Source organism: Brevibacillus agri, assembly GCF_004117055.1.
GTDB lineage: Bacteria > Bacillota > Bacilli > Brevibacillales > Brevibacillaceae > Brevibacillus > Brevibacillus agri.
Genome location: NZ_CP026363.1, coordinates 2156196 through 2179107, shown reverse-complemented (window position 1 = coordinate 2179107; position 22912 = coordinate 2156196). Strand labels below are relative to the sequence as shown.

Annotated in this window: 23 protein-coding genes; 10 read left to right on the top strand and 13 right to left on the bottom strand. The window is 55.4% G+C overall.

Going from position 1 to position 22912, the window contains the following annotated elements:
• Positions 1-68: 68 nt before the first annotated feature.
• A complete protein-coding gene (locus BA6348_RS10880) occupies positions 69-773 on the bottom strand; it encodes a TerC family protein (RefSeq protein WP_051556843.1) in 705 nt (234 codons plus the stop codon).
• A gap of 99 nt (positions 774-872) precedes the next feature.
• On the opposite strand from BA6348_RS10880, the gene BA6348_RS10875 reads away from it, so the two are divergent.
• From BA6348_RS10875 to BA6348_RS10850, 6 genes are all read left to right on the top strand, one after another.
• Complete coding sequence (locus tag BA6348_RS10875; RefSeq protein ID WP_005828212.1) at positions 873-1394, top strand: hypothetical protein; 522 nt, start codon at positions 873-875, stop codon at positions 1392-1394.
• 170 nt (positions 1395-1564) lie between these two features.
• Positions 1565-2989, top strand: a complete 1425-nt coding sequence (pdxR, locus tag BA6348_RS10870) for a MocR-like pyridoxine biosynthesis transcription factor PdxR (protein ID WP_122953048.1) — start codon at positions 1565-1567, stop codon at positions 2987-2989.
• Complete coding sequence (locus BA6348_RS10865; protein ID WP_122953049.1) at positions 2990-3733, top strand: AzlC family ABC transporter permease; 744 nt, start codon at positions 2990-2992, stop codon at positions 3731-3733. It abuts the gene before it with no gap.
• Positions 3730-4041, top strand: a complete 312-nt coding sequence (locus tag BA6348_RS10860) for an AzlD domain-containing protein (protein ID WP_122953050.1) — start codon at positions 3730-3732, stop codon at positions 4039-4041. Before BA6348_RS10865 ends, BA6348_RS10860 begins: the two co-directional genes overlap by 4 nt.
• An 89-nt stretch (positions 4042-4130) precedes the next feature.
• Positions 4131-4610, top strand: coding sequence for a chemotaxis protein CheW (locus BA6348_RS10855; RefSeq protein WP_007784566.1), 480 nt, complete (start codon positions 4131-4133; stop codon positions 4608-4610).
• A 154-nt stretch (positions 4611-4764) separates the two neighbouring features.
• Positions 4765-5643 (top strand): M23 family metallopeptidase, encoded by an 879-nt coding sequence (locus BA6348_RS10850; protein WP_025845848.1) that lies wholly within the window; start codon positions 4765-4767, stop codon positions 5641-5643.
• A 102-nt stretch (positions 5644-5745) separates the two neighbouring features.
• On the opposite strand, the gene BA6348_RS10845 is transcribed toward BA6348_RS10850, so the two are convergent.
• The 7 genes from BA6348_RS10845 to BA6348_RS10810 all read right to left on the bottom strand — a co-directional run bounded on the left by BA6348_RS10845 (position 5746) and on the right by BA6348_RS10810 (position 12183).
• Positions 5746-6414 (bottom strand): hypothetical protein, encoded by a 669-nt coding sequence (locus BA6348_RS10845; protein ID WP_003842325.1) that lies wholly within the window; start codon positions 6412-6414, stop codon positions 5746-5748.
• 48 nt (positions 6415-6462) lie between these two features.
• Positions 6463-7059, bottom strand: a complete 597-nt coding sequence (gene thpR / locus BA6348_RS10840; RefSeq protein WP_005828918.1) for an RNA 2',3'-cyclic phosphodiesterase — start codon at positions 7057-7059, stop codon at positions 6463-6465.
• 99 nt (positions 7060-7158) lie between these two features.
• On the bottom strand, positions 7159-7641 hold the full coding sequence (locus BA6348_RS10835; RefSeq protein WP_005828919.1) for a hypothetical protein: 483 nt from the start codon (positions 7639-7641) through the stop codon (positions 7159-7161).
• A 148-nt stretch (positions 7642-7789) separates the two neighbouring features.
• Positions 7790-8830: a hypothetical protein gene (locus BA6348_RS10830; RefSeq protein ID WP_122953051.1), complete on the bottom strand. Its 1041-nt coding sequence runs from the start codon at positions 8828-8830 to the stop codon at positions 7790-7792.
• Entirely contained in the window at positions 8823-9632 is an 810-nt protein-coding gene (gene surE, locus BA6348_RS10825; RefSeq protein ID WP_025845854.1) for a 5'/3'-nucleotidase SurE, read from the bottom strand. Before surE ends, BA6348_RS10830 begins: the two co-directional genes overlap by 8 nt.
• Positions 9633-9856: 224 nt before the next feature.
• The gene (locus tag BA6348_RS10815; RefSeq protein WP_005828922.1) at positions 9857-10282 is read right to left on the bottom strand and encodes a tellurite resistance TerB family protein; all 426 of its coding nucleotides are present in this window, start codon (positions 10280-10282) and stop codon (positions 9857-9859) included.
• A gap of 104 nt (positions 10283-10386) precedes the next feature.
• Entirely contained in the window at positions 10387-12183 is a 1797-nt protein-coding gene (locus tag BA6348_RS10810; RefSeq protein ID WP_122953062.1) for an SgrR family transcriptional regulator, read from the bottom strand.
• Between the two features lie 140 nt (positions 12184-12323).
• Here BA6348_RS10810 and BA6348_RS10805 point away from each other — a divergent pair, with 140 nt between their 5' ends.
• The gene (locus BA6348_RS10805) at positions 12324-13553 is read left to right on the top strand and encodes an MDR family MFS transporter (RefSeq protein ID WP_122953052.1); all 1230 of its coding nucleotides are present in this window, start codon (positions 12324-12326) and stop codon (positions 13551-13553) included.
• Between the two features lie 9 nt (positions 13554-13562).
• On the opposite strand, the gene BA6348_RS10800 is transcribed toward BA6348_RS10805, so the two are convergent.
• The 5 genes from BA6348_RS10800 to BA6348_RS10780 all read right to left on the bottom strand — a co-directional run bounded on the left by BA6348_RS10800 (position 13563) and on the right by BA6348_RS10780 (position 18913).
• Positions 13563-14360 (bottom strand): ABC transporter ATP-binding protein, encoded by a 798-nt coding sequence (locus BA6348_RS10800; protein WP_005828925.1) that lies wholly within the window; start codon positions 14358-14360, stop codon positions 13563-13565.
• On the bottom strand, positions 14353-15285 hold the full coding sequence (locus tag BA6348_RS10795; protein WP_026557500.1) for an ABC transporter permease: 933 nt from the start codon (positions 15283-15285) through the stop codon (positions 14353-14355). The genes BA6348_RS10800 and BA6348_RS10795 overlap by 8 nt, the downstream gene beginning before the upstream one ends.
• A 28-nt stretch (positions 15286-15313) precedes the next feature.
• Entirely contained in the window at positions 15314-16366 is a 1053-nt protein-coding gene (locus BA6348_RS10790; RefSeq protein WP_005828927.1) for an ABC transporter substrate-binding protein, read from the bottom strand.
• A 90-nt stretch (positions 16367-16456) separates the two neighbouring features.
• Positions 16457-17464, bottom strand: coding sequence for an ABC transporter substrate-binding protein (locus BA6348_RS10785; protein ID WP_005828928.1), 1008 nt, complete (start codon positions 17462-17464; stop codon positions 16457-16459).
• 126 nt (positions 17465-17590) lie between these two features.
• The gene (locus BA6348_RS10780; protein WP_007784581.1) at positions 17591-18913 is read right to left on the bottom strand and encodes a hemolysin family protein; all 1323 of its coding nucleotides are present in this window, start codon (positions 18911-18913) and stop codon (positions 17591-17593) included.
• 141 nt (positions 18914-19054) lie between these two features.
• Between BA6348_RS10780 and BA6348_RS10775 the strand changes: the two genes are divergently transcribed.
• The 3 genes from BA6348_RS10775 (at position 19055) to BA6348_RS10765 (ending at position 22723) form a co-directional block, all read left to right on the top strand.
• Positions 19055-20719, top strand: a complete 1665-nt coding sequence (locus BA6348_RS10775; protein ID WP_122953053.1) for a DNA repair helicase XPB — start codon at positions 19055-19057, stop codon at positions 20717-20719.
• A 53-nt stretch (positions 20720-20772) separates the two neighbouring features.
• The gene (locus BA6348_RS10770; protein ID WP_005828931.1) at positions 20773-21342 is read left to right on the top strand and encodes an RNA polymerase sigma factor; all 570 of its coding nucleotides are present in this window, start codon (positions 20773-20775) and stop codon (positions 21340-21342) included.
• Positions 21343-21445: 103 nt separating this feature from the next.
• Positions 21446-22723, top strand: coding sequence for a 2-oxoacid dehydrogenase subunit E2 family protein (locus tag BA6348_RS10765; RefSeq protein ID WP_235694719.1), 1278 nt, complete (start codon positions 21446-21448; stop codon positions 22721-22723).
• Positions 22724-22912 lie beyond the last annotated feature (189 nt).

Below are 22912 nucleotides of genomic sequence, written 5' to 3'. Positions count from 1 at the left end.
TCTGAAACTTCTTTGTTTACTGGACAGAAACGGGCAAAACGCTTTCCCGCTCCCGCCCAGGCGACTTGTCATCGCGCCTTTGCATGCGAACGCTGCCAGTACCCGAGCAGCAAAACTGCGCCCACCAACACGACCTTAAACAGCACCACCAGCCATGGCACCGGGGCGATCCATTCGCGGACCGCTTCCTCTGTGAAAATCATGTTGGCTGCAGCGAGGGCAAGCACTCCAGCCCCGACATAGACGAGCCAGGCGAACCGTTCCATGACGCGCAAAATCAACTGGCTGCCAAATACCATCAAGGGCACGCTAATCAGCAGCCCGATGACGATGAGGATGATATTCCCTTGCGCCGCTCCTGCGATGGCGAGAACGTTGTCCAGCCCCATCATGACGTCGGCCACGACGATCGTTTTCACCGCCTGCACGATATCCTCGCTCGCGTCAATGTCCTCCTGCCCGTCCTCCTCCCGCAGCAGCCTGTAACTGATCCACAGCAAAATCAGCCCGCCGATCAGGTACAAGTACGGGATTTTCAGCAAGTACACCGCGAGGATCGTAGCGATGACCCGGACGATTACGGCGAGCATCGTCCCCCAGATGATCGCCTTTTTTTGCTGCGCGACAGGCAGCTTGCGGCAGGCAATGGCGATGACGACGGCATTGTCTCCGCTCAGGACGATATTGATTGTAATAATGAGCAAAAGCGAAGAGTAAAAACCAGGCTCGAACAATGAATTTCCCTCCGTTTCCTTTTGCGTAAAATCTGTCATTTTTACGGTCACAAGCAAAAACAGCCGGTTCTCCCGCCGTGTCCGGGCTTGTTGTCACTGGGCGATTTCAGTATGATGGTAACGAGGAGGGTTGTCGAAATGTCGAAACAATTCGTTATTGAAGCGATCATGTTGGCTATCTACGGGGAGTTGATGGTCCCATCGCAACCGGTAGAATACCTGATACCCGCGTCGACAATCTATGAATTGGACGAATTTATCCAGAGTCCTGAACCAATCATGCCCTACTCCGGCGACGATCAGTACGTGCGTCGGGTCATGAAGGAAATGAGCCAGTTTTTTGCCGATCCATTCAATCGCAAGCGACTGGAAAAAGGACTGATTGCCCCCTGGTCCAAAGTTCCGTTCACCTTTCCGAACGGCGTCACGCTGACGGTCATCAAGGTGGAGGACAACGCCATGTGGGGAGAAATTTTTGATCCCGTCGAGACGCAGCTTCTGCTGACGTCCGTACGTTTTGAAGTCCCGCTGCTCACAGACCAGCCCGATTTTCAGGATCGGATTTTGGAATATATCGTACCTGTTCAATTTTACGATGTGGATGATTTCGATTTCGCCCTGGAGCAAGGCATCTCGCTCAACGACCTGCGCGAGCCGTAAAAGTTGCGAAAGCATGCCCGCAAAAAACAGACGAACAGACTGACGAGCCTGTGCTTGTTGGTCTGTTCGTTTTCTATTATGGCTTTTTATCCGAAGAAAATTGGCTCTTTTATTCTCATTTTTTTATGCGTATAGTGAGACAAAAGAAAGGGAACAAAGGAGCCGTTTTTATGGGGAGAACTCCGATTTACACCCGCGTTTACAACCAGCTCAGGTACCAAATTTTGAGCGGCGAGCTGCCAATTGGCTCCCATTTGCCGCCGGAGCGAAAGCTCGCTGCCAGGCTCGGCGTCAGCCGCAATACCGTCGTCAGGGCGTATGCCGAGCTGGAGGTGGAAGGCTTCATCGCCGGAAAAATGGGCAGCGGCCGCTACGTCGAGGCTCTCCCGCCTGCCCCGGCCTTGAGCAGAATCCACTGGAGCAGCCAGCACAACTACACGCATCTGCACGCCGCGCCGCCTCATATGGCTGAACTGCTGGCGATTACGGATACGTACCCGGACACGATCAACTTCGCGCATGGCGACGGAGGCAAGCATACGCTCGTCACTTCCGGCTTTCCCGCTTATGTCAAAAGCGCCGCCGACCAGATCAACTCCTACTTTTTCACATCGGTCCAGGGCTTTCCCCTGCTGCGCGAGCAACTCGTCCGCTGGATGGGCTTCGAACAAGTTTCTTCGCCCGAGCAAGTTTGCGTGACTAGCGGCTCGCAGGAAGGGCTGTACCTCATCACGTCCATGCTCGCCAGGCCCGGAGACTGCATCGTCACGGAAATGCCAACGTACTTCGGCTCGTTGCAGCTTTTTCAGTCGCTGGGCATCCAGGTGATTCCCGTTCCGCTCGATCAGGAGGGCATGAAGACGGATATTTTGGAAGGCATTCTTGGCCGCTACCGCCCGCGCTTCATCTACACAGTCCCGACGTTTCACAACCCGACTGGCTACACGCTTTCCCTGGTGCGCCGCAAACATCTTCTGTCGCTGTCCGAGCACTACGGCATCCCGGTCGTGGAGGACGACGCCTACCGCCACTTGCATCTGGACACACCGCCGCCGCCAGCCCTCAAGGCACTGGACCAAGCCGGCCACGTCATTTATTTAAACACGCTGTCCAAGCTATTGTTCCCCGGGCTGCGCATCGGCTGGATCGCCGCCAATCAGCATTTTATCCAGCTTGTACGCAGGCTCAAGGAGCTGTCCATCTCTACCAACATGCTGGGACAGATCGCTCTTGCCAACTACTTGAAAGCCGATGCGCTCACGCCTCATCTCGCTCGTTCACGCAACTTGTACCGGCAGCAGGCCGAAGTGATGGAAGCCCATCTACAGCCGCTGACAGCACTCGGTCTGCAATATGAAAAAGCAGCGGGCGGCTTTTACTTCTGGGTCTCGCTTCCGGAAGGCGTCGAAGCGCGCAAGCTGATGCAAACGTGCAGGCAAAAAGGCGTGTCGTTCACGTGCGGGGACATGTTTTTGCTGCGCCATGCCGAGCAGCCCTACATCCGTCTCTGCTTCACCCACGAGCCGCCGAGCCAGATCGAGCGGGGAATGTCGATCATCAGCGAAATTCTCACGCGTCAAAAGGAGGAAGCGTAAATGAAGCTGTCCAAACATTCAGCCAGCTTGTTTTGGCAGGGAGCCTGGGACGCGCTGCCGCTTGCGGCCAGCTACATTTTGTCGGCCATCATTTTCGGGATGATGGCGCTTGCCGCTGGCTTGACCGTCTGGGAGAGCGTGGCGATGTCGCTGTTCATCTACACGGGAGCGGCCCAGTTCAGCGCGGTCGGGATGATTGCGGAGCATACAGGCATGTGGGCGATCCTTCTCACGACGTTCCTGTTGAACACGCGCCATTTTTTGATGGGACTGTCGGTATCTTCGTACTACCAGGGCTTGCCGCTTGCCCACGTGAACGTCCTGGCCTTTTTTATGACCGATGAACAATATGCCGTCTCACTGAATCGGTTTCGCCATCATCAGAGCGAGGCGGCTTATTTGTACGGGGTCAGCCTGACTTTGCACGCTTGCTGGGTGTTGGGCACGTGGGCAGGCAGCCTCGCCGGAGAGTGGATTCCTGATCCGGGGGCGCTTGGCCTTGGGTTCAGCTATATCGCGATGTTCATCGCCTTGTCCTATTTTCAGCTCACCTCGCTTTCGCGCATCCTCACGTTTCTTTTGTGCGGAGGGCTGGCCGTCGGCGTCGCCTTGCTTTTGCCAAACGGGCTGCATCTACTCGTAGCGGGACTGGTCGCCTTTTGCATCGGATTCGCCTTGCCTGCCAAGGAAAAAGCCGCTTCATCGCCACAAGCCGAATCGGCACAGGGGGTCGAGACTGCATGAATCTGTTCTGGCTGTTTGTCCTCATGAGTATCGCCACGTACTTCTCCCGCCGCGCTTTCATGCGCCTGCCCAGCTACTGGATGTCGCCACGGCTGAAAAGCGGGCTGAGCTACATTCCGGTAGGGATTTTCGCAGCGCTCATTTTCCCGGCGCTGTTCGTGCAAAACCAGTCGCTCGTCTTCCAGCCGATATTCTTCGTCGCCGGGATCGCCTGCCTCATCGTCATGCTGCTCAGCAAAAACGCCTTTCTCAGCTTTGGCGTCAGCATGGCGATTGTCGTGATCGCCTCGCTGCAGCTCCTGCCCTAACCTGGCGGAAAAAATGCCGCCGCAGAGGTTTGTCCATGGTACAATGTGGGTAAAGACATAGGAAAGCGGTCCGGGGAGGAATTGTATAAATGGAACTGACAAAACGAAGCAACGGTACAGATTGGGAGGCAGAAGCGGCAACGGCCCAATCGATCTTGTTTAAAATGGGAAGCGAGTATTACGGGCTCTCCATTGCTTTGGTGCGCGAAATCATCAAGCCACTGCCCATCACCCGTTTCCCCAAGTCGCCTGTGTACGTGGAAGGCGTCATCGACCTGCGCGGGCGGATTTTGCCGATCGTGAACCTGCGCAAAATGTTCGGCCTGGAGCCGATTGCCCAGACGGATGACACCCGCTTTGTCGATTTGCAACTGGAAGGGCTGAATATCGGCATCATCGTCGACGCGGTGTCCGAAGTGATGAACATTCCACAGCATCTGATCGAACCGGCGCCACCGATCGTCGCTGGCGTAGAGGGCAAGTATTTGCAAGGAATTGCCCGCCTGGACGATAAGTTGATTATGCTTTTGGATGTCGATGAAATTTTTGGTCAATGGAAAAAAGTGTAGGCGATAGCCTGAGCGAAACCAGTACATGACAACTGTACTGGTTTTTTTGTACGGTCGTCCTGCCGCTTTGGACGGCGGTCTTTGCGAAACCTGGCGGCAGCTTGATGCGTACTACTCGTTGCAATCATTTTCTTTTTAACGGAGCGTGAATCCTGTGCATACTCATCCGCTTTTCCCGCTGGCAAAAGCAATTCCGCTCGCTCTCTGCTGCGGTCAGTATAAAACGCTGTACAGCATGTGCAGCGCGGCCTTTCGGGACGAGGTCAGTCTGGAGGAATTTGTTTCCTTCGCCTCCGACTTTCAGCGCGATGGCACCCCATATGCGGAACAGCCACTCTCCGTCGTGCCGCTTGCGGGGATGAGCCGTTTCGTCTGGACTACAAGCGATGGACAAAAAGGCTTGTCCGCGGCGATCGACTCGCAAGGAACCATCCACGGGCTTCGCCTCGCCCATCTGACGCCCCATCCGGAAACGGATCGCATCGTCAGCCGCCACCTTTACCGCCTGCCTTTTCGGGGCGAATGGTTCACCTTTTGGGGCGGCATGAACGAGCTGGTCAACTACCATTACGCGTATGACAACCAGCGCTACGCCTACGATTTTTTGCTGCTCAAGGACGGCCGTTCCTGCAGCGGCGATCCTTCTGTCAACGAGAGCTACTACGCCTTCGGGCAGCCGATTGTGGCTCCGTGCGCCGGAACAGTGGTCAAGGTAGTCGCTGACGTGCCGGACAATTCGCCCGTCGGGGTGATGAACGAGCAGCAACCTGCCGGAAATTTCGTCGAGATCGACCACGGACAGGGCGAATTTAGCGTGCTGGCCCACCTTCAGCAGCATTCCATCACGGTGAGGCCAGGCGACCGGGTCGCAGCCGGGGATGTGCTCGGGCGGTGCGGGAACTCGGGCAATTCCAGCGAAGCGCATCTGCATTTTCAAGTCTCCAACGCCCTCGACCCGTACACCGCCGTCTCGATTCCGATCCGGTTTCAGTCGCACGCTGCGATCGTCCAAGGGATGTTTGTCCGTGGCTGATTCCCCGATCGCGGACTCCCTTGCTTCCCGATTGGAAAACTTGGCGGCACAATTCTTATCTGTACAAAAAAAGAGCGGGAGCCATCCCGCCCTTTCTGTTTTCTACTCCCTGCCCCCACTTGCCAAATACGCATAATTCACCCAGACCATTTCTTCGATCCCTAAAATCTCTTTGAAAAGATCCACCGAATCGTACAAAAGCGAAGCGCCGGTTTCTTCGTCTACATCTGTCAGCAGTTGCAAATCAAACAGCGAGCGCAACTGCTGCACTTGTTTTGGCCCCGCGATCCGACTGAACGATTGCGGCTTGATTCGCGTAATTCCTTTGCCTACCTCTCGCCGATACAACTCCGAACGCACAACCCGGTCCAGTATGTCTTCATACTTTTGCCGAACGTCCTCGCTGTCTGTAATCCCTTCCTGCAGGTCAATCTCCGGATAAAGTCTGCCGAACTCCGCCTCCGCCATCTCCACATCCAGTGAATAGCTGATCGTCGCCGAAGAGACTTCGAAACCAGCATCGAACAGACGAAACCCCCAGCCATTGTCTTCTGCGTCGTGAAACCAAAGCAGCGGCACGAATTGCTTCGACAGTTGAAGCAAAAACTCAAGCGTCGAGGAAGTTTCAATCCACTCATCCTGCAGGAAAAATGCGTTCCAGTCGCCATTGATGCTTCTGTGGAAGTACGGTTGCGAAGACTTGGACAAGGCAATCAGCACTTTCGGTTCGTATTTGCGTGGATAAAGAATGCCGGTCGTGAACTCACCCATCCGTTTTCCACCGCTTTCTGGAAAGCTTTCCCTGGTCCTTTTCTTAGTCTATTCAGGTACCGCTTGTTTTTTGCTGTGATCTTTATCAAACGTGCTCGTGTGGATCACCGTATGCACAGCTCCCTCCGGCAAAAGCTCCGAACGGTACAGATGGACATGCCGCACCTTCCAGCGAGGCGCGTCGGCTGCCAAGTACCGCTCGTTCCAGTCGAGCAGCGGCAGCCCTTCCGGCGATGCTTGCGGTCCGCGGGCGAGCGTGATGTGCGGACGGTAGCGCTTGCGATCATACGACACCCCCTGATGTAGCTCGAACCGTCTGCCGAGCAGCAGGTGAAGCTGCTTGAGCGGATTCGTTTGCCCGCGCAGGCCGAGCCAGAGGACGCGGGGATGCTGGGCATGGGGAAACGCCCCGAAGCCGCCGATGCGCAGTTGAAACGGTTCGATAATCGCGCTGACGATGTCCATGTCCTCACAGATGGCCGGGACGAGCGCTTCGTCGACTTCGCCGAGAAAATGCAGCGTCAAATGAAGATTGTGCAGCGGCTGCCATCTGTCTGCCTGTACTTCCGATTTCAGCCGCTTTTGTACATCGGCAATATAGCGGACAGCCTCTTCGGGAATGTCCAGGGCCACGAACAAACGCATAGACGGATTCCTGCCTCCTTTTTATCCAAACGCCTGCCTTGCCGCGAACGAAAAATAGCCCCCCTGTGACGGAGAGCCATTTTTTACATCCACGCCGCGTTAGGCAGCCATCATCTTTCCGGTTACGATGCCCAAAACGCTGCGCACATATTCGCCGAGTCGCCCGGAGCCAGGCTGATACGTAAAACGAAGCGTCAATTCGACATGTCCCACATGTCCCGCAGGAGGAATGTTCCAGAAAAGGTCCGCTTCTCCGTACAAAATTTCCTCAATGCGCTGCTTCTTGCCTTCGATGTCCAGATCAGGATCGTGAGACAACGAGAATTTCATCATGATGGAAAACGAATCTTTTTTGATCCCATCCCGCAAGCTTAATTTGCCGTGGATCGCGACGAGTCCCGCTTCTCCCCACAAGTTGTACTCCAGCAAAGCCTGGCATTGCGGTTGAACCTGCAGCTCAAGAGCCGGAAGTCCTCCCTCAATCGTAAGTGCGTGACGCTTTGCCAACAGTTCGATCTCCCCTTGAAAACGGTGAGCGCATTCGGAAACAGCCTGGAACAAATCGGGCTCTACAGCGTACATCGTCGTCACCTCTCCCCAACGGATTATCTGCTTTACTACTTCGAAACTCCCCTTGTCGTATCCTTTGTTGAAAAATGACTTATTTACCCATATTTCCTCGAAGGGCAAAAGATTCCTATGAAAATTCTTTTTCACAATGTTGCAACATTCATTCGTACGGGACGGGCATTCCCGGAAACGCTTTCACAAACAGGGCTCGCAGGTGCTCCTGTACACGCTCGTCCAGCTCCAATTGGTAGAGTGCGCCATTTTCATAGCGCAAAAAGGGAAACGCTCCCAAGCGCAAAGGAGAAACTTCTTTAGTCTCCACATACTCCGGCAAAGTCAGCAGGAAACGGGAAAACGGGTTAGCCTCGTCCTCGGACATATGGACGACTTCAAACAGGTCGGACAGGCCGGGCGTCACAATCAGCTCCAGCAGCTCGCCGCGCTCTGCGACCCAGACCGTAAACGACGATTCCCTCACTTCGCTGCGCGCGTGCCTGCGCATCACCCAGACCGCCTGGCGGACCGTACTCATTAACAGATGCTGCGCGCCTTCTGCCCCATGTGCCTCAACCATCCGCCTGTAGCGGAAAACAAAGGCCAGCCCTTCTTCTGCAAGCACAGCGTCGGGCAAGGAAAGCGCCGGGATGCTGAGCGTCTCCTCCTCGCGCACCTGCGCCTCCTGCGGTATGGCTTCGCTTCTCCCCTCGAACAGCGAGCGAATCATTTCCCGGGTGCGCTCAACCTCTGCTGTGGAAAACGAAATGGCCTCGGAGTATATGTGCGTCAGCTCGCCTCCCTCGTAAGCCAAATAGTGCAAAAAGGTGCGCGGCTGCTCCAGCATTTTCAGCGCCATGCCCCGCTGCTCCGCCTGCCGGATGTCAAAAGTGAGCGGAAAGCCGAGCGGCTGCAGCGGATCGGACAAAGTCCAGATCACGCCGAGCAGCTTTCCCTGGTACGTCTTGAATTCGACGGAGACAGCATCGCGCGTCTGCTCGACGAAGGCGTCCACCGATTCAAACACCAGGTACAGCTCGACTTCGCCCTGCCCGTTCAACCGGGCAAAATAGGGCAGCCCGGCCTCGCTCGCAAGCTCGTACAAATCACGGTACGCGCTCTTGTCGAGCACCTCGCCCTGCGTCGCCGCCTCGGGCGATCGCAGGGCACGGTCCGGGCTGAGCACAGGATAAAAGTCCTCACTCATCCGGTTGCTCCCCCTGTTTTGCCCACGCCTGCATCAGCGGCCAGCCATCCATCTGCGCGAGCAGCGCACGGTCCGTCGCATCAATGTGCACAGGCGTGATGGCGATATAATCATGCTTCACGAGGTCGTAGTCAAACGGCTCGGCAATCGGCATGACTTGCGGATACTCGCGTGTCAAAAAGTACCCTTCCGCTTCCTCGCTGTACTTGTCTTCATAATGATGCAGCGAAAGCGTGGCCGGGACGATGCCTTTCACCTGCGCCAACGGAACGTGCGGGATGTTGACGTTCCAGAAAACTTCCGGGGGCAGCTCGCCTTTTACTGCCCGTTCGCTGAACTCTTTCACCAGCGGCTCAATCATCTGCACGACATCGCCGTAATTTTCCTGGTCATACCAGTTATCGTAGGACAGGGCTACGCCAGGAACGCCCAAAATGACCGCTTCCCGCGCCCCGCTGCACGTGCCGGAGTAATAAATGTCACGCCCCAGATTCGTTCCGACATTGATTCCGGAAAAGACGATATCCGGTTTTTCGTCCGCGGCAAACAGCAAATGGTACGCCGCCTTGACGCAGTCGGCCGGATTGCCGTTCACGGCCCACGCTTTGACGGGAAGACCGTAAAAGTCGCGTTTTTCCGGTGCCAGTGCGGTACGATAGGTTACCCCATGACCGACACCGCTTTTTTCTTCAACGGGAGCCACCACAAAGATTTCCGCTTGGTCCAGTACGAGCAGTGCTTCCACCAATCGCTTGATGCCCAGAGCATCAATGCCGTCGTCATTCGTCACTAAAATTCGCAACACAAGATCTCCTCCTTCATCGTGGCGCCCATCTTCACTTGCACGTGGCTTCCTTTTATTGTACTTTAGAAAGCTTTGCCAAGCCAAGCTTCCAGAAGCTTCCGGTCGAGAGCGCTGCCTCTTTGCCTATTAGAAAACTTGGCTGCGCCAAGCTTTTGGCGCAGCCTTCGTTGCCCTTATACTTATCTGTATGAAAAAAAAGGCCCCAACAACGGGGGCCTTGCCTATTCACCGACAATGTCCTTCCAGCGGTCGCGCCAGGCAATGCCTTCGCGAATCCACTCCTCAACCTGCGCCTGCTTCTCCTCCGAGATGCCAATCAGGCAGGCGATCCGCGCGATTTCCTTCGTCTCCGACGGCGACAGCTTCCGGTCGATCAAAGCCATGTGATACAGCTTGCGCATCATCACGAGCTTCTCGCTTTGGCTCATGTCAACCAGATCCTCCACAATCGTCTCCGGGCGCTTCGGATAGTCGATGTCATCCATTAAAATTTGCCGTTCTTTCAAGGTAAAATGTTCCGAATTGACGATGTCATGAATGCGATCCACTTCTCTTGAACCTATATAACCGTCGGCATGCCCAACGCAAATCATCAAACGAATGGAGGCAAACAAAATATGTTTGTCCTTTTCTGTTCTCGTATACAACGTGCGGTTCCTCCTCCGAGCTTAAGTAACAAACGATAATATCTACATCTAATAATACGATGAAAGAGGAAAGCGGTTTCACACGATTATGTGACAAATTTATGCTACTCTCTCAAAAAAACGGACCGAAAGTCAATCCAGCCGTATGCGTCAAGGCTTACCCCCGACAATCGCGGGTGCGCGATCATCTCGATGCGGTTCGCGTACAGCGGAACAAACAGATGGCGGGCCTTCAGCCTGTCCATGATCGCGCGCACGACAGCCTGCCGCTCCTCTGTCGTTGTAGTTTGCCCCATCTGGCGAATCAGTTGCTCGACCTCCGCTTTTGTCCGCTCGTCCAGGTGGTGCGTAATGCTCAGCGCCTCTGCCCGCAAAAATTCAACGAGCGACAGCTCTGTGCGTTCATCCGCATTGGCGCTGTCCACGACCAGGTCGGCTGCCTGCAGCACGGCAGGTTGGGCCAGCTCTTCAGGCGACGCGTAGCGGATTTCGATGACGATGCCGTATTCCTTCGCCTTTTCCCTGATCCACTCGGCATCCTCCACGTGGTCCGCATCTGGGTAGGTGTACAGGGCAAGCTTCTCCCCGCGGTAGCCGCTGGCTGCAATCAAGCGCGCGGCCTCTTTGGCATCGGGCAGACGTGTATCCTGCTGCATCCGTTCTCCCCATACCTCAGCCTGCTCTCTTCCGCCTTGCAGCGCCGCTCTCAGCGCTGCGCCAGATAGCATGCTGGCGACCAAAGCGCGGAACGCATCGTCTGCGAGCGGCCCTTTTTTGGCTGCATTCAGGCTGACGTATTGAAAGCATTGCTCCTGGCGGACGACGTCTCTCCAGGAGGCATCTGCCAGCTCATAGGCCGGATGCGCTTTGTCCACGACCAGCATGCTCTCCTCGGTCAGCTCCGGCTGGCGCATCCCAGGGACGCACCAAAGTTCAATCCGGTCCAAAAACGGCCGCCCGGCAAAGTACGGCGCAAACGCTTCGAGCACGAGCATGGAGTCGTCATGGCGCACAACCCGAAACGGCCCTGTCCCTGCCGGAAGCCGGGCGAATTGCTCTCCCATCTGCTCGGCATAATCGCGCGGAACGATCGCCATCTGCTCTTTGCTCAGCGCTTGCAAAAACAGCTCATCCCGCTGCTTCAGCCTGATCGTCACCACATAGTCATCGCGGACGTCCACCGCCGCAATCGAGCGGGCAAGCCAGCGGTGCTTGAACGATTGCTGCATCAGGCGCAGCAGGGAAAAACGCACATCGTCAGCCGTCAGCGTGCATCCATGATGAAACAGCACCCCTTTTCGCAAATAAAACGTCCAGCGCGTCCCGTCCTCATCCGCCTCCCAGTAAAAGGCGAGATGCGGCTCCACCCGCTTCGTTGCCGGATCGAAACGGACCAGCGTATCGAACAAATGCTTGACCAAATGCGTCTGCGAGCGCAGCAACACGTGGATCGGGTCCAGCCCTGCAAACGGTCGGTCGAAAAAAAGACGCAATGTATCCACTCGGCCACTACTACCCTTTTCCCGGGTAATCCGCGCTCCAAACTGGATATTCATCCAGCGGGAAAAATGTTGGGCAAAAGTCGGCCAAGCCTGCCCGTATTGCTCCAACAGCTCCTGCGAAGCGCGAATCTCGCCGGTTTGGACGAGCTCCTTGGCCACAGACAGCAGCAAGTCTGCCGGGTCGAGGACGAGCGTCAGCACCGAACGGTTCCCTCTCCCTCGTCCCGGCTGCCAGAGCAGCCAGCCGCGCGCCTGCATCTTTTTCAGGGTCAGCGTAGCGTTGCGCAACGTACAACACAAGATCGCCGCGACCTCTGCCAATGTAATGTCCAGCGGCCGACCAAACGCTTCCTTTGGCCTGGCCGCGCATAAACGAATGTACTGTTCAACAAGCTGCACGAGATTCACCACCGATTTCGCCAAAAAACATGAAAAAATGCTTCTCCTAATCCTACGCTTTTTCTCCTGACTGCGCCAGCTTACAATTCTCGAAAGAAACAAAGCCAAACCGAAAAAAACCGGAGAAAGGACACACACTTATGAATCTGTTACTCGCTTCCCTTGCCCGTTTTCTTGCTGCGTATCCGCCCTTGCTGTGGGTCCGCCTGTTCGGGGAAACGCTCACGTCCCTGTCCAGCACGATGATCGCTCCGTTTCTGGTCCTGTACTTGAGCGAAAACGTCAGCGGCTCCGTCACCGTGACCATGCTGGTGATTGGCTTGCAGCCCTTTTCCGAGATTGTTCTGACCTTGTTTGCAGGCGGGTTGACGGACCGGATTCGCCGCAAAACGATCATGCTTGCAGCGCTGCTCATCCAAGGCTTCGCCATGCTCGGAATGGCCTTTGCGGATTCTATCGCAGCTTTCGCGGTGCTGTACATCATCAATGGCGCTGGCCGCTCCCTGTTCATCCCGGCAAGCCGCGCCCATCTGGCCGACGCGATTTTGCCCGCGCAGATGGCGAGCGCCTTTGCGCTATTGAATACGTCCAGCAGCATCGGGGCGGCGATCGGCCCGCTCATCGGGGTCATTTTGTACCAGTACGATCCCGCCATGGCGTTTTTGCTCACCGCTATCTCGCTCTTGCTCTACGCGATTGCCGTCTGGTGGAAAATTCCGCAAACCCCGCTGCCTGACCTGCCTGCCCAAGCCGGAGAAAACGCCCGTAGCGGCAAGCGCGAAAGCTGGCAAGCGTATCGCCCGGCACTCGCAATCATGACGCTGTCGCTGCCGATCAGCCTGTTTTACGCGCAAACCGAGACGAATTTGCAGTTGCACCTGAAACATACACTGCCTGACTACTTGCACGCACTTGCGCTGCTCATTGCCGTCAAAGGCGTCCTGATTATTTTGTTCGAATTTCTGCTGGTCAAATGGACCCAGCATCTGCCTGCCCGCCTGCTGATTACTGGCGCGTACGGCTGCTTCATGCTCGTCTCGCTTGGCTATGCCTACATCGACTACTTGCCGCTTTTGCTCGCCATGCAAGTGCTGCTCGTCATCGGCGAAAGCGTCGGCCTGACACAGCTTTTGGCTTTTGTCACACGCATTTCCCCGCCTTCCATGCGCGGACGGTACTTTGCCATCACCGGAACGCATTGGGACATTTCCCGCACGTTCGGTCCGTATCTCGGCAGCCTTGTTTTGCTGCACAATGGCGGTGCGCTTCTGTTCACCCTTGTCGCCGTCATTTTGGCGATTGGAGCGTGGGCGATGCACCACTATTTGCGCAGCAAAGAAAAAGCCCTCCCGCATGCGCAGGAAGGCTGATAAAAAGCGTCAGGTCAACAGGAAGCGGTCTTCGCTGAAGCTCTCGCCGCCACGGGCTGCTTCGAACGCGCGAAGCAAATCCTGCGGCTTCATCGTCCGCTTCTTCTCGTCCGGAATGTCGAGAATGATGCCGCCATCGTGCAGCATCAGCAGGCGGTTCCCCATGTTCAACGCTTGCTCCATATTGTGCGTGACCATGATCGTCGTCAGCTTGTGGCGCGCGACGATCTTGTCGGTCAGCTCCACGATGAGCTGCGCCCGCTTCGGGTCCAACGCCGCTGTATGCTCGTCCAGCAGCAAAATTTTCGGTTCCGTAAAAGTAGCCATCAACAGGCTGAGCGCCTGGCGCTGACCGCCGGAGAGAAATCCGACTTTTGTCTTCAAACGGTTTTCCAGCCCCTGGTCAAGCTGCTTGAGTTGCTCGCGGAACAGCTCGCGCTTGTGGTTGTTCACCCCGAAGCCGAGTGTGCGGCGGCGGCCGCGGCCGAGCGCAATCGCCAGGTTTTCTTCAATCGTCATGTTCGGCGCAGTACCCGCCATCGGGTCCTGGAACACCCGCCCGATCAGCTCGGCGCGCTGGTGCTCGCCGAGGCGCGTCACGTCCTTGCCGTCAATCGTGATCGTTCCGCTATCCGGGAACAGCCCGCCGGAGATCATGTTCATCATTGTCGATTTTCCGGCCCCGTTGCTGCCGATCACGGTGATGAACTCTCCGCGCTTGACGTGCAGGTTGACGTTGCGCAGGGCGATTTTTTCGTTCACCGTGCCTGCGTTGAACACTTTGTTGACGTTCGAAATTTTAAGCATGTCCGTTTCCTCCCCTTGCCGTGCGTACCGCTTGCTTTCTCCAGATGCCTTTGGCAACGGTCGGGACGGTCAGTGCCACGATCACGATCAAAGCGGTAATCAGCTTCATGTCCGACGGATTCAGCCCTGCTTGCAAAGCCAATGCGATCACCAGACGGTACACGATCGAGCCGAGAATGACGGCGAGCGTGACTCTGAAAATGGAGGAGCTGCCAAACAGCACTTCTCCGACAATAACAGAAGCAAGACCAATCACGATCATCCCGATCCCCATGCCGACGTCGGCAAAGCCCTGGTACTGGGCAACCCATGCGCCAGATACCGCTACCAGACCGTTGGACAGCGCCAGACCGATAATGGTCGTCGTATCGGTGTTGACACCGAAGCTGCGAATCATCTTCGGATTGTCGCCCGTCGCGCGCAGGTCGAGGCCAAGATCGGTGTGCAGGAACCAGTCGATTACCAGCTTGAGCAGCAAAATCCCGACGAGAAACACGACGGACACGCCTGTCAGCAAAGTGACTCCGTTTACTGTCAAATTCGGAATGCTCAAGTCTTTTACATAGGTGAACAACGTATCTTCACGAAGCAAAGGCAAGTTTGCCTTCCCCATGATCCGCAGGTTGATCGAATAAAGGGCGATCATCGTCAAAATCCCTGCCAGCAGTGCGTTGACCTTCCCTTTTGTATGCAAAACGCCGGTAAATGCCCCTGCCAGGCCTCCGACGACGAACGCCAAGAGGGTAGCCAGGTACGGGTTGGTTCCATCGATGATAAACTTGGCTGCGATCGCGCCGCCCAGGGCAAAGCTGCCATCTACCGTCAAGTCAGGTACGTTCAGAATGCGAAAGGTCAAATACACGCCCAGAGCTAAAATTCCAAATAGCAAGCCCTGCTCGATGGCTCCCATTATTGCCAAATTCATAGAAGAAATCCTCCTGTTGCTGCGTTTATTACTCGATCACTTCGCCTGCGCGGTCGAGCATGGATTGCGGAATGGTCACTCCCATTTTCTCCGCTGCTTTTTTGTTCAAGACGAGTTTCATGTCTGCTTGCATCTCAACCGCCATGTCAGCCGGCTTCGCTTCGCCCTTCAAAATTTTCACGGCCATGTCCGCAGTTTGCTCGCCCAATTTGGTGTAGTCGATGCCGTAAGTGGCAATCGCCCCGCTCTTCACGGAGTTTTCCTCGCCTGCGATCACCGGAATTTTTTGCGCTTCCGCTACGCCCAGTACAGCCGCGATGGACGATACGACCATGTTGTCGGTCGGCACGTAGAACGCATCGACTTTGCCTACCATCGACTCGGCCGCTTGCTTCACTTCTGTCGCGCTCGTGATTGCCGCTTCCTGGATGGTCAGGCCGAGCTTGTCCGCAACCGCTTTGGCTGCGTCTACCTGTACCTTGGAGTTTACTTCACCCGAGCTGTAGATGACGCCTACCGACTTCGCGTCCGCTTTCAGCTCCTTTACCAGCTTGAGCTGCTCTTCGACCGGGTTCATGTCGGAAGTACCTGTCACGTTCGCGCCTGGCTGCTCCATTGATTTTACCAGACCAGCCTCGACCGGGTCAGTAACTGCCGTAAACAAAATCGGAATTTCTTTGCTCGTCTGCGCTGCTGCCTGCGCGGTTGGAGTGGCGATCGCCAGCACGAGGTCTACTTTGTCCGCCTCGAATTTTTGCGCGATGGAAATCGCTGTGTCCATGCTCGCCTGCGCCGATTTCACGTCAATTTTCACTTGCTTGCCGTCTTCGTAGCCGTTTTTCGCAAGCTGCGCCACAAATCCTTCACGCGCTGCATCCAAGGCAGGGTGCTCTACGAATTGGGAAATGCCAATCGTAAACTGCTTGTTCTCAGCAGAAGGCGCCGGCTGATTCGCAGCAGGGGTTTCCTGCCCGTTGTTCGCCGGAGTAGCGCTTTGCTGTCCACATGCGGTAACAGACAAAAGCAGCAAAGGAAATAAAATACTCTGAATTTTTCTGATAGTCTTTTTTTGTTTAACCATGCGATAAATACCCCCTTGAAAAATTTTTACTAATTTTAACACGGATAAAACAGTTTTAAAAGAATAAAAAGAGAGCTTGACGCTCTCTTTTTACTTGATGATTTCTTTCGCCTGCTGTTTGAGTGCCTCAGAAATCGTGAGACCAAACTTCCCGGCAGCCGTTTCATTGATGTACAGGTCGGCCTGCTTTGAAATTTCGACTGGAGTGTCGGCGACCGCTTGTCCTTTCAGGACGCGGGCAGCCATCTCTCCTGTTTGTTTGCCAATCAGGTAGTAATCGATTCCGTACGTGGCGACTGCGCCGCGCTTGACGGTGTCGGTGTCAGAAGCGAAGACAGGAATCTTGTTCGCTTCCGCTGCTCCCAGTACGGCCTCAAACGAAGACACGACGGTGTTGTCAATCGGAATGAACATGGCGTCTGCTTTTCCAGCAAGTCCCTGAGCTGCCAGTTGCACCTCGGAGAGCTGGGAAATGCCCGCCTTGACGATTTCTACGCCTTCTTTGCTCGCTGCTTCTTCCAGTTCTTTTACCTGAACCTCCGAATTCACTTCAGAGGTGGTGTAGATGACGCCCAGCTTTTTCAACTGTGGCAGGAAGGTTTTGACCAGCTTCAATTGCTGTTCCATGGATACTTTGTCGCTCGTACCGGTCACGTTTTTGTCCGGTTTTTCCAGACTGCTGACCAGTTGAGCCGAGATCGGGTCTGTTACGGAACTGAACACAACAGGTTTGTCGGCAATCGCCTTGGCTGCAGCCTGAGCGGACGGGGTAGCGATCGCTACGACCAAATCCTTTTTGTCTCCGGCGTACTTTTGCGCAATTGATACCGTGTTGTTCATATCGCCATGGGCGTTCTGGTAGTCAACCTCCAGATTTTTGCCCTCTTCGTAGCCGGATTCCTTCAAGCCATCCAAAATTCCTTGATGAATCGCATCCAGTGCCGGATGCTCTACGAATTGCGTCAGGCCAATTTTCACGGTTTGCTCCTGGCCGGAATTAGCCGTGGTAGCCTCGCTTTGTCCACCTGTTTGATTTCCACATGCTGCCAAAGAAAAGGCCAGCAATGTGGTCAGTACCATACTGACTGCTCGTCTCATCTGTACTTCCTCCTCTAAGCTCTGCTCTCTTAGCCACTGACCACCCTCCGGCGGCCGGGCCTTTTTGCATTTGTGCAACTTGTGTCCCATTATAGCATATTATTGCGTCCTGAAAAGCTTTTTTCATCAATCTTTCGTACCGATTTCTTCCTCGACGTTCGCCAGTTTTTTGACAAAAACTCTGGTAATCCGGTAATGATCGACTTCCCCGACCACGAACTCGTACTTGCCTTCGCGCACCCGGTCGCCCACGCGCGGCGGGTGGTCAATCTGCATGTAAATCCAGCCGGCAAGCGTATCCACCTCGCTTGATTCCAGATCAATGTCCAGGTAGTCGCCCACTTCCTCCAGGAGCATCCGGCCGTCGAGCGACAAAATCCCGTCGTTTTTCTCGACTTCCGGGCGCTCATCGTCAAACTCGTCCTGGATGTCTCCGACGATTTCTTCCATAATATCTTCAAGCGTGACCAGCCCCGCTGTCCCGCCGTACTCGTCAATGATGATCGCCAGTTGTCCCCGCTGTTTTTGCAGCATCGTCAAAAGACGGCTGATCGAGATCGTCTCGGGCACAGTCAGGATCGGGCGCATCAGCGTCTGCAAATCTTTGTGCTCGCCCTCCAACAGACCCGTCAGCAAATCTTTGATGTGCAAGCTCCCCACGACGTGATCCTTGTCACCGTCCACGACCGGATAGCGGGTAAAACGGCCGTTTTGCACCAGCCGGACGTTTTCCTCGAACGGATCGCGCAAGTTCAGCACCACCATGTCTGTGCGCGGAACCATGATTTCTCGGGCCATCGTCTCGGAAAAGTCGAAGATGTTGTCGACGAGCATCAGCTCGGTTTGGTCGATCAGCCCGCTTTTGTGGCTTTCGTTGACGAGAATGCGGATTTCTTCTTCGGTATGCGCTTCCTGATGCGGCTCCATCGAAATGTGAAACAGCGCGAGAAAGCGGCTGGCCGACCAGTTCAAGAGCGCAATGAACGGATACATGATTTTGTGAAACAGTTGAATCGGCCGGGCCACAGCCAGCACGACCATTTCCGTGCGCTGGATCGCCAACGTTTTCGGTGCCAGCTCCCCCAGTACAATGTGCAGAAAGGTAATGACCGAAAACGCGATAATAAAGGAAATGCTGCTCACCAGCGTCTCGTTGAGCTGAAAATAGCGAAAAACGGGATGCAGCAGATGAGCCACCGCAGGCTCGCCCAGCCAGCCAAGCCCGAGAGACGCCAGCGTGATGCCAAGCTGGCACGCAGACAAATAAGCGTCCAAATTTTGGATGACCTGCTCGACGTTTACGGCGCGCTTGTTCCCTTCCGCCACCAGTTGGGCAATCCTCGATTCCCTCACTTTTACGACGGCAAATTCGGTTGCGACAAAGAACCCGTTGAGGAAAACGAGGATCAAGACCAATCCCAAGTTGAACAAGCTTCCCCACGTTCCCATGCTCCTCGCCTTCCTTTCCGACCATGCTTTGGGATATTGTTTCCCATCCAACCGTAAATGTTACCTGTTCGTTTTTCTTTCTTTTCCGGATTGTGATACCATAGTGCTGATTCATATGCCGTTTGTAACGAGGTGAATCTCTTGTCTTATCGTCCAGACTTGCCGATGATCGTGCAAAGCGATCGCACTATTTTATTGGAAACGCAGCATCCGCAGTTTGCCGAAGCCAGACAGGCCATCAGCGGGTTTTGCGAACTGCTGAAAAGCCCGGAGTACATCCATACGTACCGGATGACGCCGCTGTCGCTCTGGAATGCGGCCGCGAGCGGGATGCAGCCGCACGAGGTGACAGACATCCTCGGCGCGTACAGCAAATACAGCGTGCCGCCAACCATCGTCAAGGAAATCGACGAAACGATGCGCAAATACGGTCTGATCCGGCTCGAACGCCGCGGGGACGACCTCGTTTTACATAGCGACGATCCGCTCGTTCTCACGGAGCTTGCCGGATACAAGTCGATCGCGGCCCTGCTCGAAGACGGCTACGTGCTCAAAAGCTACGCGCGCGGCCTCATCAAGCAGGAGCTGATCCGGTTGGGGCTGCCTGTCCAGGATTTGGCGGGCTATTCGCAAGGCGAATCGTGCCCGGTCAGCTTGCGGGCGAACAGCGCTGTGGGAAAGCCGTTTGCCTTGCGCCCGTACCAGCAGGAAGCGGTAGACGCCTTTTACCGCGGCGGCTCCGCTCTAGGCGGAAGCGGCGTGCTCGTGCTGCCCTGTGGAGCCGGGAAGACCGTCATTGGCATTGGCGCGATTTCCCAGTTGCAGACTGCTACGCTTATTTTGACGACGAATACGACTTCCGTGCGGCAATGGATCGCCGAGCTGCTGGACAAAACCGATCTTGATCCCGAGCTTGTCGGCGAATACACCGGCGATCACAAGGAAGTAAAGCCGATAACTGTGGCAACTTATCAAATTCTCACATACCGCCCCACCTCTCTGGATGAATTTCCTCATATGAAACTCTTTTCAGAGCGTGACTGGGGGCTTATTATTTACGATGAGGTGCATTTATTGCCTGCACCTGTTTTTCGTGTTACTTCCGGGATTCAGGCGACACGCCGACTGGGCTTGACGGCTACGCTCGTCAGGGAAGACGGCCGGGAAGAAGACGTCTTTACACTGATCGGGCCGAAAAAGTACGAGGTTCCTTGGAAAGCGATGGAGGATGCGGGCTGGATTGCGGAAGCCCGCTGCCGGGAAATCCGGCTGCCTTTTGAGCCGAAGTGGCGGGAAGCGTATGCGCATGCGACGGCACGGCAAAAGTTCCGGATCGCCGCCGAAAACCCGAAAAAGCTGGACGTTGTCAAAAAGCTGCTGGAGCGCCACGAAGGCGACCGGGTGCTGATTATCGGCCAGTACGTCGACCAACTGGAACAGATGGCGACTGCCCTGCAACTGCCGCTGATTACGGGCAAAGTGCCGGAAAAAGAGCGCGAGACGCTGTATCAACAATTTAAAAAAGGGGAAATCACACGCCTGATCGTCTCCAAGGTGGCCAATTTCGCCGTTGATTTGCCGGACGCCAATGTGGCGATTCAAATCTCGGGCACGTTTGGCTCCCGCCAGGAAGAAGCGCAGCGACTGGGACGAATCTTGCGACCAAAAACCGAAAATAACACCGCTCACTTTTATACACTGGTGACACGCGATACGAGAGAGCAGGAGTTTTCGCTCCACCGTCAGCTTTTTCTCGTCGAGCAAGGCTATCCATACGAAATTATAGAAAACGAGATGCTGGTCTGAAACGTTTCGGAAAAAGCCAGCGTCACATAGAGGGAAGGGAGGCCGGAGATTCAATGCAATCCGACGCCGAAATCATTCAGCGGATTCTTCAGGGCGACATCGAAGGGTATCGCGACCTCATCCAGCGATATCAGCATATGATCTACGTATTCATCTACAAAATGGTGAACAATCGCGCTGATGCGGAGGATCTGACTCAGGAAGTGTTCGTGAAGGCGTATGAGAAGCTGTCCACGTTCCGAGGCGACTCTCAGTTTTCATCCTGGTTACATACGCTTGCTCGCAACAAGAGCATTGACTTTTTACGCAGACGGAAGTTTCACGACTCCGACGAGCAGTTGGCGTATGTGCCGTCCAATACGCGGGACGAGTCTCCGCAAGAATCGCTCATGAACAAGGAGCAGCGCAGGGAGATCGAGGAGGCATTCGCCTTGCTGTCGGATTCCTACCGGGAAGTGATCGTCCTTCGCTGCACGCATGAATATCCGTTCGAAAAAATTGCTACTCTTCTCGGCATCGCCGAGTCTACAGCACGCGTCCGTTACTTGCGCGCTCGCCAAGAACTCGCAAAATTGTTATCACGCAAGGAAGGGGGGCTCGTACATGAACTGCCAGGCATTTAGAAAAGCATGGCTAGATGACACGGATAGCGATATTTTTTCCCATATAGAGACCTGTGAGGATTGTATCGCATGGATCGAAACACAAATGACAACCGAAGAGGAGGTGCAGTTCTTGAAAGAGGTTCCACCGCCTCAAGCGAACCTGGAAGAGAGGATCATGCAGGCCATCTACCAGAACGCCGGACAAGGTGTGCCCCCTCACGCCGCAACCGTCGCTGTGCTTCCACAGCAAGCGGCAGCACCTATGCCCAGCAAGCGTCGGACCAAAGGCTTCCCTTCATTCGCCTGGGTCAGCGCAGCGGCAGTCCTTTTGGCAGTGGGCTTCATCAGCTACCAGCAGCTCCAAGACGGTCAATTCCAGACAGCGTCACAACAGCCCGCAGCAAACCAGGCAGGCGCTGGCACCCAGATCGCGACGCATGCCACCGAAGCGATGCAAATGCAGGACGCTGCTCCGGCATCCTCGCCTGCCTCTGCCCAATCGGCGGCAAATGCCTATGCTAGCAGCGAGCAACCGCTGGCAAAGCAAAACGAGGCAACAGCCAAAGCGTCTCAGCCTGCTTCCCCGGCTACGCCAAACGCCGCTTCGCCATCGGCCAGCCATGAGCTTGCGCTAAATACGCAGGAACCCAAAACAGCAGCACCCCAGACGCAAGCGCCGCAAGCCGAGGGAGAGGCGTCCATAGCTTCCCGCAGCGTTCTGACAGGTTCAGAGGAACAAGGCGCAAACGCCAAGGCAGCCCTGGCAAAAGAGGCAAACGGAGCCGAGAACAACCTGGTCGCCGGGAAAAAAGCCAGAGCCGCCGCAGAAGACCAGCAAGCCTATGGGATTACTGCCATGGGCGAACCGGAAGCCAAACAAGCGAAACAAGCGGAAAGCAGTGACAGCGGCCTTGTAGGGCCGACGCTGGCTATGACAGCCAAGCAGCCGATCACGCTGTCGACCTTCTCGGACACGGATACAGCCGTCCAGGCATCGGATATGCCTGTTCCCGTGCTTGCGCAAAACGCGAACAGCTTTTCCTTGAGCACGATCTCTGTCCAGTACGAATCGGAGACGAGCCAAAAGGTCACGCGCCTCTCAGCGGATTACAAGCGCAACGACGACTGGATTCGCATCGAGGTAGTTCGCAATGCGAAAGGCAAACGCAGCCTGTCGATCCCCGGCACGTTCTCCGCTACCCAGCTCTTTGCCGTAAACGGCGAGCAGGCCATCGCCGTCTCGTTTGACAATCCGGACAAGAAAAGCTCTGTCGCCGAGCACGCCGTTCATTTCAACGCCCAGTCCAATAACCAGTCGCTCTACGTAGTAGTAACCGCCCACGGCATTTCCTTGGACGAATTGATCGAAACTTCCAAGCAGATGACCTGGAAGCCTTAGCCGCAACCGGAAGACGCGTTTCTGGCAGACACGACCTGTCGCATCAGGTGCGTGTCTTTTTTGTTGGCTCGCGCGCGGATTTTGCCCCCATGCGGCATCTAGAAATTCGCCTCGCCCCGCCAGCAACGGCTGAATCGTTACGACTTTTTTTCGCAAAAAAATACGCCGTCTTTTGCCCTGCATCGCAAA